The sequence below is a fragment of the Arthrobacter sp. P4_H3 genome (assembly GCF_056400885.1).
The window spans coordinates 1-12,538 of sequence record NZ_JBFUKK010000020.1 but is presented as its reverse complement, the minus strand read 5'-3'; the positions used below and the strand labels follow the sequence as shown (position 1 = coordinate 12,538).

General features: G+C 67.7%; 12 protein-coding genes. 7 read left to right on the top strand and 5 right to left on the bottom strand.

Going from position 1 to position 12,538, the window contains the following annotated elements; genetic code table 11:
• Positions 1 to 7: 7 nt before the first annotated feature.
• The 4 genes from AC1DRE_RS20255 to AC1DRE_RS20240 all read left to right on the top strand — a co-directional run bounded on the left by AC1DRE_RS20255 (position 8) and on the right by AC1DRE_RS20240 (position 6,790).
• Positions 8 to 1,504, top strand: coding sequence for an NCS2 family permease (locus AC1DRE_RS20255; protein WP_476986419.1), 1,497 nt, complete (start codon positions 8 to 10; stop codon positions 1,502 to 1,504).
• A gap of 191 nt (positions 1,505 to 1,695) precedes the next feature.
• A complete protein-coding gene (locus AC1DRE_RS20250; protein WP_476986295.1) occupies positions 1,696 to 2,949 on the top strand; it encodes an XdhC family protein in 1,254 nt (417 codons plus the stop codon).
• The gene (locus tag AC1DRE_RS20245; RefSeq protein ID WP_476986294.1) at positions 2,940 to 3,914 is read left to right on the top strand and encodes an FAD binding domain-containing protein; all 975 of its coding nucleotides are present in this window, start codon (positions 2,940 to 2,942) and stop codon (positions 3,912 to 3,914) included. The genes AC1DRE_RS20250 and AC1DRE_RS20245 overlap by 10 nt, the downstream gene beginning before the upstream one ends.
• Before the next feature lie 2 nt (positions 3,915 to 3,916).
• On the top strand, positions 3,917 to 6,790 hold the full coding sequence (locus tag AC1DRE_RS20240) for a molybdopterin-dependent oxidoreductase (RefSeq protein ID WP_476986293.1): 2,874 nt from the start codon (positions 3,917 to 3,919) through the stop codon (positions 6,788 to 6,790).
• A gap of 13 nt (positions 6,791 to 6,803) precedes the next feature.
• Here the strand turns inward: AC1DRE_RS20240 and AC1DRE_RS20235 are convergent, their stop codons facing one another.
• Together AC1DRE_RS20235 and AC1DRE_RS20230 are read right to left on the bottom strand one after the other, a co-directional pair.
• Positions 6,804 to 7,235, bottom strand: coding sequence for a DUF3592 domain-containing protein (locus AC1DRE_RS20235; protein WP_476986292.1), 432 nt, complete (start codon positions 7,233 to 7,235; stop codon positions 6,804 to 6,806).
• Positions 7,236 to 7,238: 3 nt separating this feature from the next.
• Positions 7,239 to 7,667, bottom strand: coding sequence for a DUF3592 domain-containing protein (locus AC1DRE_RS20230; RefSeq protein WP_476986291.1), 429 nt, complete (start codon positions 7,665 to 7,667; stop codon positions 7,239 to 7,241).
• Positions 7,668 to 7,747: 80 nt separating this feature from the next.
• Between AC1DRE_RS20230 and AC1DRE_RS20225 the strand changes: the two genes are divergently transcribed.
• Together AC1DRE_RS20225 and AC1DRE_RS20220 are read left to right on the top strand one after the other, a co-directional pair.
• Positions 7,748 to 8,731 carry an aldo/keto reductase gene (locus tag AC1DRE_RS20225; RefSeq protein WP_476986290.1) on the top strand — a complete coding sequence of 328 codons (984 nt, stop codon included), beginning with the start codon at positions 7,748 to 7,750 and terminating at the stop codon, positions 8,729 to 8,731.
• A gap of 51 nt (positions 8,732 to 8,782) precedes the next feature.
• Positions 8,783 to 9,523, top strand: coding sequence for a HEAT repeat domain-containing protein (locus tag AC1DRE_RS20220; protein WP_476986289.1), 741 nt, complete (start codon positions 8,783 to 8,785; stop codon positions 9,521 to 9,523).
• Positions 9,524 to 9,569: 46 nt separating this feature from the next.
• Here AC1DRE_RS20220 and AC1DRE_RS20215 read toward each other — a convergent pair whose 3' ends face one another.
• Positions 9,570 to 10,094, bottom strand: a complete 525-nt coding sequence (locus tag AC1DRE_RS20215) for a DUF488 domain-containing protein (RefSeq protein WP_476986288.1) — start codon at positions 10,092 to 10,094, stop codon at positions 9,570 to 9,572.
• A 98-nt stretch (positions 10,095 to 10,192) separates the two neighbouring features.
• Between AC1DRE_RS20215 and AC1DRE_RS20210 the strand changes: the two genes are divergently transcribed.
• Positions 10,193 to 10,843: a uracil-DNA glycosylase gene (locus AC1DRE_RS20210; RefSeq protein ID WP_476986287.1), complete on the top strand. Its 651-nt coding sequence runs from the start codon at positions 10,193 to 10,195 to the stop codon at positions 10,841 to 10,843.
• Between the two features lie 32 nt (positions 10,844 to 10,875).
• Here the strand turns inward: AC1DRE_RS20210 and nboR are convergent, their stop codons facing one another.
• Positions 10,876 to 11,484, bottom strand: a complete 609-nt coding sequence (gene nboR, locus AC1DRE_RS20205; RefSeq protein ID WP_476986286.1) for a nicotine blue oxidoreductase — start codon at positions 11,482 to 11,484, stop codon at positions 10,876 to 10,878.
• Between the two features lie 129 nt (positions 11,485 to 11,613).
• A partial coding sequence (locus AC1DRE_RS20200; RefSeq protein ID WP_476986285.1) for a transketolase-like TK C-terminal-containing protein occupies positions 11,614 to 12,538 on the bottom strand: 925 nt, incomplete at its 5' end.

Sequence of the window (12,538 nt, the reverse complement as noted above, 5' to 3'; positions counted from 1 at the left end):
GGCTGACATGACAATCCTGGACACCACCGTCGAAGAGCGGCAGCAGCCTGCCGCCCCCAAGCGCCCGCGGCCGTCGAACGCCTTCCTGGACCGTTTCTTCGAGATCACCAAGCGCGGCTCCACCGTGGCCCGCGAGGTCCGCGGCGGACTGGTCACCTTCTTCACCATGGCCTACATCGTGATCCTGAACCCGCTGATCCTGGGCGGCTTCAGCGCGGACAATGCCCCGACCGACGTTGCCGGGGGCTGGCTGTCCGCAGCGCAGGTCGGTGCCGTCACCGGCCTGACCGCCGGCGTGATGACCATCCTGTTCGGACTGATCGCCAACCTCCCCTTCGGACTTGCGGCAGGCCTGGGCATCAACTCCTTCCTGGCAGTGGCAGTGATCCAGGAAGTCACCTGGGCCGAGGCCATGGGCCTGGTGGTCATCAACGGCATCCTGATTGTGCTCTTCGGCGTCACCGGCGCCCGGACAGCCATCTTCCGGGCAGTGCCCAAGGAGCTGAAGGCCGCCATCACGGTGGGCATCGGCCTGTTTATCGCCTTCATCGGGTTCGTGGATTCGGGCTTTGTCCGGGCCACGACGGCGGGCCCTCCGGTCCAGCTGGGTGACAACGGCTCCATCACCTCGGTTCCCACCCTGGTGTTCATCGTGGGGCTGCTGGTCATGGGCGTCCTCGTGGCCCGCAAGGTGCAGGGCGGCCTGCTGATCGGCATCGTGGCCACCACCGTGCTGGCCGCGGTCGTCGAAGCAGTCATGAAGATCGGCCCGGGCAGCGACAGCAACCCCGGCGGCTGGCACCTGAACACCCCTGTTCTCTCCGGTCAGCTCGTGTCCGCCCCGGACCTTGGCCTGGTTGGCCAGTTCGACCTGTTCGGCGCCTTCGGCCGGATCGGCGGACTCGCCGCCACCATGCTGGTGTTCACCCTGGTGTTCACCAACTTCTTTGACGCCATGGGCACCATGACCGGCCTGGCCAAGAGCGCCGGCGTGGCGCACAAGGACGGCACGTTCCCGCGGCTGAAGTCGGCCTTCATCGTCGAAGGCCTGGGAGCTGTCGCGGGCGGTGCCACCTCCGGTTCATCCAACACGGTGTACATCGATTCCGCCGCGGGCATCGGGGAAGGCGCCCGCACCGGACTGGCTTCCGTGGTCACGGGCGTGCTGTTCCTGGGCTCGATGTTCCTGACCCCGCTCACGTCAGTGGTGCCGCTGGAAGTGGCCGCCGCAGCCCTGGTGGTGGTTGGCGCCATGATGATGGCACAGATCCGCGAGATCAAGTTCAGCAAGTTCTCGGTGGCGCTCCCGGCGTTCCTGACCATCGTCACCATGCCGCTGAGCTACTCCATCGCCAACGGCATCGGCGTGGGCTTCATCTCCTGGGCGGTCATCAGTGCCTGCTCCGGCAAGATCCGCAAGGTGCACCCGCTGATGTGGGTGGTCACGGCCGGCTTCCTGGTGTACTTCGCCCGCGGTCCCATCAACGCCCTCCTCGGCGCATAGGGGACCCCCGCGTAGGGACCACACAGACCGGACCGGGGCAGGCAGATGGGGCCGGCCCCGGTCCACCAAACTGCAACATCGCTGGCTGCAAGGAAATTACGGCAGGCGCCACTACTGCCGGTGCTTCCCCCGGCGCAGGATAGGAACGAGAATATGGACACCATCGCGGCACAGGAAAAGGGAGTGCAGCAATGTTGGATCTGATGCCTTCACTGAAGGAATGGCAGCCCGCCGCTACCGGCCAGCGCTGCGCCGTGGCCACCGTAGTGGGCGCCGGCGGATCCGTGCCGCGGCCGCTGGGCACGTCCATGCTCGTGTCCGAGGCGGGCGACGTCCTCGGCAGCCTGTCCGGCGGCTGCGTTGAAGGCGCCGTCGTGGAGGCGGCCCTTGCGGCAATGCACGACGGCGGCACCCGCCGCGAGTTCTTCGGCTACAGCGCCGAGGACGCGTTCGCCGTCGGGCTCACCTGCGGCGGCGAGCTGGAGATCCACATCGAGCCGCTCGGCTCGGCCCCGGGGGGCCTCAGGCTGGAGAGCCTGCAGGCGTTCGCCGGCCATGGCCCCGCGAGTGCCCTGGCGCTGGTCAGGAGGGTGGACGCCCACGGGGGCGGCGCCGTCGTGATCCCGAATCCGGCAACGTACCGGGTGGACTCTTCGGCCGAACTCGCGGCGCTGCTGGGACTTGCCTCTCTTGGGGCACTGGCCGCCGGGCGGCTGTTGCTGGCGGCCGCTGCCCAGCTGGAACCGCTGCTGCGCGGAGGCCGGACCGGCCTGGTCCGGCTCGCCCCGCCGGAGGGCTGCCCAGCCACAAACCCAGCGGCCGGTCCGGAGCCCATCACCCTGCTCGTGGAGAGCCGGCTTCCGCCGGCCCGCCTGCTGATCTTCGGCGCCAACGACTTCGGCGCCGCCATGCTGCCCGCTGCCCAGCTGCTGGGCTACCACGTGACGCTGTGCGATGCCCGGCCCGCCTTCGCGGGCCAGTCACGGTTCGCCGGCGCGGACCAGGTGGTCACGGCCTGGCCGCACCGCTACCTCGCTGAGGAAGCCGCGGCGGGGCGGATCGACGCCCGGACCGTGGCCTGCGTCCTGACCCACGACCCGAAGTTCGACATCCCGCTGCTGGAAACAGCGCTGAGCCTGGATCTTGCCTACGTGGGCGCCATGGGATCACGGCGAAGCCACCGGCAGCGTGTCGACTTGCTGCTTGCCGCCGGGGTTCCTGCGGAGGCACTGTCCCGGCTGCATTCGCCCATCGGCCTGGACCTGGGCGCCGTGACCCCGGCCGAGGTGGCGGTGTCCATCACCGCCGAGCTGGTGGCCAGCCGCAGCCGCTCCGCCGGGGCATCCGTGCCGGCATCGTCGCTGAAGGACGGCACGGGCCCCATTCACACGGGCCCCATTCACAACGTCAACACCACGCAACACCAGGAGACCCCATGGACATGAACACCATCGAGGCCGTGGTCCGCACCGAGGACCCGGCCGAATGGCGCGCCGGGGATGCCTGGCTCGCAGGCGGAACGGTCCTCTTCTCCTACGGGAGCCTCGCCTTCGGCAAGGAGCCGCTACGCCGGCTGCTGGACCTCGGCGCCGCGGCCTGGCCCGCCGTCACAGTCACTGAAGCGGGCATCGAGCTCGCGGCAACATGCACTGTGGCGGAGCTCTACGCCCTGCCATCGTCCGAGGTTTTGGGGGAGCGGGCAGCTGCCTGGCCCGCCCTAAGCCTCGTCCGCCCCTGCTGCGACTCCTTCGTGGCCTCCTTCAAGGTGTGGAACATGTCCACCGTGGGCGGCAACCTCTGCACCTCTCTGCCTGCCGGTCCCATGATTTCGCTGTGCGCCGCGCTTGACGGCGACGCCACCGTGCTCGGACCGGGCGGTGCCCGCCGCACCGTGCCGGTGGCCGAGTTCGTCACGGGGGACGGGCGCAACTGCCTGGCGCCCGGGGAACTGCTGCGCAGCATCCACCTCCCGGCGCAGGCCCTTGCCGCCAGGGTGGCGTTCCGCCGGCTGTCGCTGAGCAACCTGGGACGGTCCGGGGCGCTGCTGATTGGAAGGCTCGACGCCGACGGCACCCTGGTCCTCACCGTCACCGCCGCCACCAAACGCCCCGTCCAGCTGCGCTTCGGTGCGCCGCACGGTGCCGCGACGTCGGCGGCTGCCCTCGTCGAGGCACTCGATGCCGCCATTCCCGCGGAGCTGTACCACAACGACATCCACGGCCTGCCGGCCTGGCGGAAAGACATGACGTACCGCCTCGCGGAGGAGATCCGGGCCGAGCTCGGGGCCCCGGCCGGGATTCCGCCCGTCCGTGTCTCCGGGGATTTCTGGCCGCCCAAGGAGACCCCGCCGCAGCACAACACCCGGCACACGGCTTCATCGCAGGCTTCGCCTCAGCAGGAAGGGGCCTGAGCATGGCCAACGACACCACCCGCACCATCGAAATCAACGGCGTTCCGGCCGCGGCTGAACCGCGTCCCGGTCAGTGCCTGCGCACGTTCCTGCGGGAGCAGGGCAACTTCGGCGTCAAAAAGGGCTGCGACGGCGGCGACTGCGGGGCCTGCACGGTCCATGTGGACGGCACCCCCGTGCACAGCTGCATCTACCCGGCCGTCCGGGCCGAAGGGCACGCCGTCACCACCGTCGAGGGCCTGGCCCGCACCTGCGGAACGCCCGACGGGGTTTCGTCCGACGCCGGTGCCCTCCACCCGATGCAGCAGCAGTTCCTGGACCGCCAGGGATTCCAGTGCGGATTCTGTACTGCCGGCATGGTGATGACGGCCGCCACGTTCGACGGGGAGCAGAAGGAAAACCTGCCCCGCAACCTCAAGGGCAATCTCTGCCGCTGCACCGGGTACCGGGCCATCGAGGATGCCGTCTGCGGCCATGAGGGGCACCCGGACCCCAAAGGCCCGGGGTCGGGGATCGCCGGCGAGGGCCAGCCCGAGCCCAAGCCGGGCCAGCTTGGCGACGACGTGCCCGCGCCCGCGAGCCTCGCCATCGTGACAGGAAAGGCCCGCTACACCCTGGATGTGCCCGCGGGGGAACTGCCGGGGCTGCTGCACCTGAAGCTCCTGCGGTCACCGCACGCGCACGCCCGGGTGCTCTCCATCGACTCAACCGCGGCCCTGGAAATCCCCGGCGTGGTGGCCGTCTTCACCCACGAGGACGCCCCGGCACAGCTGTTCTCCACGGCCCAGCACGAGCTGTATACCGACGACCCGGACGATACGCGCGTCCTGGACGACGTGGTCCGGTTCATCGGCCAGAAGGTTGCCGCCGTCGTCGCCGATTCCGTGGCGGCGGCGGAAGCCGGCGTGCGCGCCCTCAAAGTGGACTACCAGGTGCTGGACGCCGTCTTCACGCCCGAGGAAGCGATGCGGCCGGGTGCGCCGGCCGTTCACGGCGAAAAGAACGCCAGCACCGCACGGATCAGCCGGCCCGAGCGGAACGTCGTAGCGGAGCTGCATTCTGAACTCGGCAGTGTGGCCGCCGGGTTTGCCGAGGCCGATTTCATCCATGAACAGACCTACCGGACCCAGCGCGTGCAACACACCGCACTGGAAACGCACGCCTCCATCGCCTCGGTCGACCCTGACGGACGGCTCCAGGTCCGCACCTCCAGCCAGGTGCCGTTCCTGGTCCGGCGCACCCTGTCCCGGATCTTTGACCTGCCGGAAGATCAGATCCGCGTAGTGGCCGGCCGCGTGGGCGGCGGCTTCGGCGGGAAGCAGGAAGTGCTATCCGAGGACGTCGTCGCCCTGGCGGCGCTGAAGCTGAGGCGGCCGGTGCAGCTTGAATTCACCCGGACGGAGCAGTTCACGGCCTCCACCACCCGGCACCCGTTCACCATCCACCTCAAAGCCGGCGCCAGCAGGGACGGCCGGCTCACGGCGCTGCAGCTGGACGTTCTCACCAACACCGGCGCTTACGGCAACCATGCCCCGGGCGTGATGTTCCACGGCTGCGGCGAATCCCTGGGCGTGTACAAGTGCGCCAACAAGAAAGTGGACGCCCACGCCGTCTACACCAACACGGTTCCTTCCGGGGCGTTCCGCGGCTACGGCCTGAGCCAGATGATCTTCGCGATCGAGTCCGGCATCGACGAGCTCGCCACCGGGATCGGGATGGACCCGCTGGAGTTCCGCCGGTGCAACATGGTCCTTGAGGGCGACGACATGCTGTCCACCCATTCCGAACCGGAAGAGGACGTCCACTACGGCAGCTACGGGCTGGACCAGTGCACCCGGCTGGTGCAGGACGCACTGGCACGCGGGCTCGAACGGTACCGGGCCGCCGGGCTGGATGACCTTGGCCCGGACTGGGTCACGGGGGAGGGGACGGCGCTGTCCATGATCGACACCGTCCCGCCGCGCGGCCACTTTGCCCACTCCAAGGTCCGGCTCCTTCCGGACGGAACGTACGCGGCCGACGTCGGGACCGCCGAATTCGGCAACGGCACCACCACTGTCCACGCCCAGCTCGCGGCCACCGCCCTGTCCACGACGGCCGGGCGCGTCACCGTGCGGCAGTCGGATACGGACCTGGTGCAGCACGATACGGGCGCCTTCGGCTCCGCCGGAACGGTGGTGGCCGGCAAGGCCACGCTGGCCGCGGCCGAGGAGCTCGCAGTCCGGATCCGGGCATTCGCTGCCGGGATCCGGCAGGTGCAGTCCTCCGGCTGCGTGCTGGAGGATGACGCCGTGGTCTGCGAGGGAACCCGGGTGCCCCTGACCGAAATCTTCCGCGCCGCCGAAGCTGCCGGCGTCGAGCTTGCCACCGAAGGGCACTGGGGCGGGACGCCGCGATCGGTCGCGTTCAACGTCCAGGGCTTCCGGGTGGCGGTCAACACCGGAACCGGCGAACTGAAGATCCTGCAGAGCGTCCAGGCCGCCGACGCCGGCGTGGTGGTCAACCCGCGGCAGTGCCGCGGCCAGATCGAAGGCGGTATCGCCCAGGCCCTCGGCGCTGCGCTGTATGAGGACGTCAGGGTGGACGACGGCGGGAAGGTCACCACGGACATCCTGCGGCAGTACCACATCCCCACCTTCGCGGACGTGCCCCGCAGCGAGGTGTACTTCGCCGAAACCAGCGACAAGATGGGTCCGCTGGGGGCCAAGTCAATGAGCGAGAGCCCGTTCAATCCGGTGGCTCCGGCGCTGGCGAATGCCATCCGGAACGCCACCGGCGTCAGGTTCGCCGAGCTGCCGATCGCGAGGGACAAGATTTACCTGGGTCTGAAGGAAGCAGGCCGGGCGTCGCGCTTGGAGGGGGCCAGCGGCCTATAGCGGCGCCGGGAGGCTACCAGAGAACGGTGGCAAACATCGTGATGGCCCCGGCCCCAAAGAGCACCATGATCAGGCCCGTGGACATCAGGCCTTTGGCAACGACCAAGACCGGTTGCGTGGATTCGGCAGGGTTCGCCGGGTTGAACAGCACCGGAATTGTAGTTCCGATGATCGCCTGGTCGAAACCGTAGTTGTCCGACTGGCCCAGCCAGCGCTTGCCCGTTGAGTCCGTGAATTCGTAGGTCGGGGCGAAGCGGTTCCTGCCGTTGCTGCCGGGTCCGTCCGTGCCATGGAGGTTACCGGTGACCATGGCCGAGGTGCGTGACCACTTGGACACGGCACGGCGCCGTCGAAAGGACGGGGCCAGCGAGAGGCCTATGAGGATCAGGCCGACGACAAGGAACATGCCCGGAACCACCACGAAGATCAGTTTTATGGAGTCCATGGTTCAGCCTGTGAGGACGCCGATAAAGACGAACATGCCCATGAGGACTGCGGCGAAGACAGCAGCCGCAATGCCGAGCACTGCAGTGGATCCGTTCTGGACCTGAAATGACTGGACGGGATTAATTGGGTTGTAGGCCACCTCGACAAACGATCCGGGCATCGGCGGGTTGGCGTTTGAAACCTCCGATTCGCCTGCAAAGAGAGTCCCGTACGGGTCCGCGAACTGGTAGGTGGCGAAGAAGCGCCGGCTCCTTGTTCCGCTGCCGCCGCCGTTGCTCCAGCCTGCAACGCTGCCGGTCACCGTAGCCCGCGCCTTTGGCCAGCTGGCAATCAGTTTTTCGTGGCGCATCGATTTACGATACTGATGGATCAACGTCAACGTGATGCCGACGGCAAACAGCGCCCAGACGGCGTACAGTACGATTTTCAAGTTATTCCCCCGGTTCGAGTCACCAAAAGTATGCCATCCCGGCTCGCACTGGACGGAAGCCGACGGCATATAGTCGGATGATGGAACAGCGGATTTTGGGCAAGACCGGACGGAACGTCTCCATTGTTGGCCTGGGGACCTGGCAGCTTGGCGCGGACTGGGGCAACGTGGACCCCGCGCAGGCACGGGACATCCTGGCGGCGTCCGTGGAAGCCGGTGTCACGTTCTTCGACACTGCGGACGTCTATGGCGACGGACGCAGCGAGCAGGCAATCGGCGCATTCCTTGCGGACAACGCCGGCCTGGACATCACGGTGGCCACCAAGATGGGCCGCCGGATGGAGCAGCAGCCGGAGAACTACAGCCTCGCCAATTTCCGCGAGTGGACGGACCGGTCCCGCCGCAACCTGGGCACGGAGCAGCTGGACCTGGTGCAGCTGCACTGCCCGCCCACCGCCGTGTACAGCAACCCCGAAGTCTATGACGCGCTGGATACTCTCGTGGCTGAAGGTGCCATCCGGAACTACGGCGTGAGCGTGGAGCGGACCGACGAAGCCCTCGAAGCCATCCGGCACGAGGGCACGGCCACGGTGCAGATCATCCTCAACGCCTTCCGGCTCAAACCGCTGGACGTGGTGCTGCCCGCGGCCGAGGCAGCCGGCGTCGGCATCATCGCCCGGGTTCCCCTCGCCTCGGGGCTGCTCTCCGGAAAATACACCGAGAACACGTCCTTCGCGGCGGACGACCACCGGAACTACAACCGCACCGGCTCCGCGTTCGACGTCGGGGAGACCTTCTCCGGCGTGGACTTCGGGCAGGGGCTCAAAGCTGTGGCCGAGTTCGAGGAACTGGTGCCCGACGGCGTCAGCACCGCCCAGGCGGCCATCGCCTGGATCGCGGCGCAGGACGGTGTCAGCACGGTGATCCCGGGCGCCCGGAATGTGGACCAGGCCCGCTCCAATGCCGCCGCCGCGGATGTCACCGGGATTGACGCAACCTTCGACGTCGGCGTCCGCGAAATCTACGACCGCTACTTCCGCGAAGCGATCCACCCGCGCTGGTAGGGCGCAGGACTCTCCAGGGGCAGCCGCACTCCGGCAGCGAGGACGTGACTGATGACCAAACGATCGGACTATAGGGCGGTTCTGGAGTCGCTGCCTCCTGACCGCTGGGTGGCGTACCTGAATGCGGAATCCGGCCTTCCCGGTCCGAGGGGGAACATAGAACTTGCGGAGGCGTTTGCCGATGTGGCTGACCCCGCCATTATCCGAGCGTGTGCTGAGAGCCGCGACGAATACCTGGCGATGTGCGGCGCCGTTGGCTTTGGCCGCTTGCTCGCCGACGGCGAGCCGCACGCCGTGGAGGCGCTGAGGGCGCTGGCAACCGATTCCCGCTGGCGGGTTCGCGAGGGTGTCGCCATGGCCCTGCAGCGGCTTGGCGATGCGAGAATGCCGGCCTTGTGGGCCGTGGCCGCGGAGTGGGTGGATGGCCCACCGCTGGTGCAACGCGCCATTGCGGCCGGTTTCTGCGAACCCCGCCTGCTGAGTGCACCGGACGATGCGCGCCGGGCGTTGGAGGCGCTGGACCGGATCACGGTGTCAGTTGCAGGGTCGGGGGCCGGGACCCGGCACACCGAAGAGTTCCGCGTGCTGCGGCAGGGGCTGGGTTACTGCTGGAGTGTTGCAATTGCGGCTGCACCGGCGGAGGGCTTCGGGCATCTGCAAAGATGGGCCACCAGCGACGACAAGGATGTGCGCTGGATCGTGCGGGAAAACCTCAAGAAGGCACGTTTGGCCAGGGCCGACGCTTCAGCTGCCGAACGCGTGGCCGCCGTATTGGACCGGGCCGGTGAATGAGCGCGTCTTCCATCAACGCTGAGCCGCTCCCCGACGGTTCTGCTGGTTAGTCTGCCGGATACCAGACCCGCACTCCGTCGACGCGCGCGAAGGAGGTCAGGGTGTGGGGTTTGGCGGTTTTTTCCGTCATGATGTCCAGCACCAAGACGCTCCGCACCACGAGCGCATCACCGATCAGTGAGCGGTGGCAACGCCACGGGACGGCTTCCGCGCACATGATGGCCGCATTGTTAGTCCGCCCCCGTTCCAGCAGCTGGCCGATGGCCGTCGAGAATTCTTCGGTCTGCATATAGTCCGCGTAGCCCCGGAAAGATGCGTTTTGCCAGGCCGCGTTGGGGCTGTCCTTTCGGGCGTGCCGCAGGCCGCCGAGGGATGGCATCCGCCGGTAGGTGATCCCGCTGGCACGCAGGCTCGCCGCCAGGGCGTCCCCATTGAACTGGGGATTGTGCCGCGACTTCGGGACGGTGCGCACATCGATCAACTTCCTGACGCCGTGGGCCCTCAGGATGCCGATGAATTCGTCGATGGGATGAGTGGAGTGCCCAACCGTGAAGATGGTCATGTCCGCCATGCCCCAATGCTAAGGCAGCGGAGTGGGGCGGGGACGCGATGAAGCGGCAACGGATATTCTGATGTCCCTACCGAGCTGCCAAACGAAAGGGGCATGGAATGACTTCATCATCCATCAGCGCCTTTGCTGACCGGCTCGCGTCCGTGGCAACGGGGCCCGGGTGCAACAACTTCTTCGATCACGCCGTGCCGGCCAATGCGCAGCGCCGCCGGAACCTGGCGATTTACCTGCAGGAGATGCTGGACCGCGCCCCGAAGGTGCTGCTCGTGGGGGAAGCCCCCGGCTTCAGGGGAATGCGGATCACCGGCGTTCCCTTCACCAACCGCACCATGTTCGAAGGGCCCGCGAACAGCTTCGGGCTGTTCGGGCCGGGAAAGGGCTATGTGCTCCCGGCCGAAGCTGCGGGCATCGCGTCCGAGCCGACGGCAACAGTGATGTGGCAGGTGCTGGCCGAGCTGGACTTCCTTCCCCTGTTGTGGAGCGCCTGCCCCTGGCATACGCATGTGCCCGGGCGGCCGCTGTCCAACCGCACGCCGACGGCTGCCGAGGCAGCGCTCGGAACTCCGTTTTGGCAGGCGCTGACGGAGCTGTTTCGCATCGAAACCGTGGTGGCCGTGGGCAACGTGGCTCACCGCAGCCTGCAGCGGAGCGGGCTGGATGTGCCCAAAATCAGGCATCCCGCCCATGGCGGCAGATCCGGGTTCAAGCGGGGCCTGGAGGAGCTGCTCTCAACTGGGACGCGGCAGTAGGGCGTTCTCCCGGCGGCGGCCCGGGCTGTGGACTAGTTCAGCAGCCGCAACTGGTCCGGCGTATCCAGGTCTTCGCCGCCGGACTGGTCACTGCAGTCCACCAGGTCGATGAGTTCCGGGCGGGCCTGCAGGAAGAGCCGGGCACCGGCGTCGCCCGTTGCTGATTCTGCCGCTTCGGCACGCAGGGCGGCGTCCAGCAGCAGCGGATGGCCGCGCCGGAGGGTGCCGTCCGGGCCGCGGTAGGCGGCGGCAGTCACCCGGCCTGGCCGGTGCGTTGCCAGTACGCGGGCCACGGTTTCCGGGGTCAGGCCGGGCTGGTCCACGAGTGCCATCAGCACTTGGTCTTCAGTGGCCGCCGCTGCAATTCCCAGTCTGAACGAACTGCCCATTCCGGACTCCCAGTCCGGGTTTTCGATGACGGTGTACTGAGCCAGGTCAGTGGTGTCGCGGACCTTCGCCGCGTCGGCCCCGAGGACGATGACCACCTCGCGGCAGCCGCCGTCGAGCAGGACGCCGGCCAGCACTTCCACCAGGGTCCGGCCGCGGAACGGCAGCAGCGCCTTGGGCCCCCGCCCAAGGCGGGTGCCCGCCCCGGCGGCGAGCAGCACCGCCGTCGTCCTCTGCTTGTTCGGATGGGTCATTCCCACACCATATACAAGCGAGTCCCCCACATCACATACGAGTTTTTGTCCAGATAATGGCCTCAAAAGTGCTTCCAAAGCGCATTATCTGGACAAAAACTCCAAAGGAGGACAGCCGGATGGCCTGCGTCAGGCGTCGCCGCCCGCTCCGCCGGTGGTGCCGGCGTTGACGTCCAGGAGCTTGTAGCGGTCCATGGCGTACGACGGCGCGCCCTCCTCCACGTCGCCCCTCGCCGCGAGCAGTTGCAGCGTCTTCACCACGATGGAGTGGGTGTCGTTCTTGAAGAAGCGTCGTGCCGCGGCCCGGGTGTCGGAGAAGCCGAAGCCGTCCGCGCCGAGGGAGGCGAACTGGTGGGGGAGGAACTGGCGGATCTGGTCCGGGACGGCCTTCATGTAGTCCGAGACCGCCACGACAGGACCTTGCGCATCGGCCATCTGCTGGACCACAAACGGGATCCGGGCAGGTTCGCCGGGGTTCAGGAATGCTTCCTCCTCCGCGGCGAGGCCGTCGCGGCGCAGTTCGTTCCAGGACGTGACGGACCAGACGTCGGCGGAGACGCCCCAGTCCTCGGCCAGGATCCGCTGGGCTTCCAGCGCCCACGGCACCGAAACACCCGAGGCCAGGATCTGGCTCTTGGGACCCTCAGCGCCCGACGCCGACACCCGGTAGATGCCTTTTAGCACGCCGTTGACATCGAGGTTCTCGGGCTCGTTTGGCTGGGTGATGGGTTCGTTGTAGACGGTGAGGTAGTACATCAGGTTCTTATCGGATGCAGCTCCGGTTCCTTCGCCGCTTGCGGCAACCTCCGGTCCGTACATGCGCTCGATGCCGTTGCGCATGATGTGGCCCATTTCGTAGCCGTAGGCGGGGTCGTAGGTGACCACTGCCGGGTTGGTGGCGGCGAGGATGGGGGAGTGCCCGTCGGCGTGCTGGAGTCCTTCGCCGGTGAGGGTGGTGCGGCCGGCGGTGGCCCCGATGATGAAGCCTCGGGTCATCTGGTCCGCGGCGGCCCAGAAGGCGTCGCCGGTGCGCTGGAAGCCGAACATGGAGTAG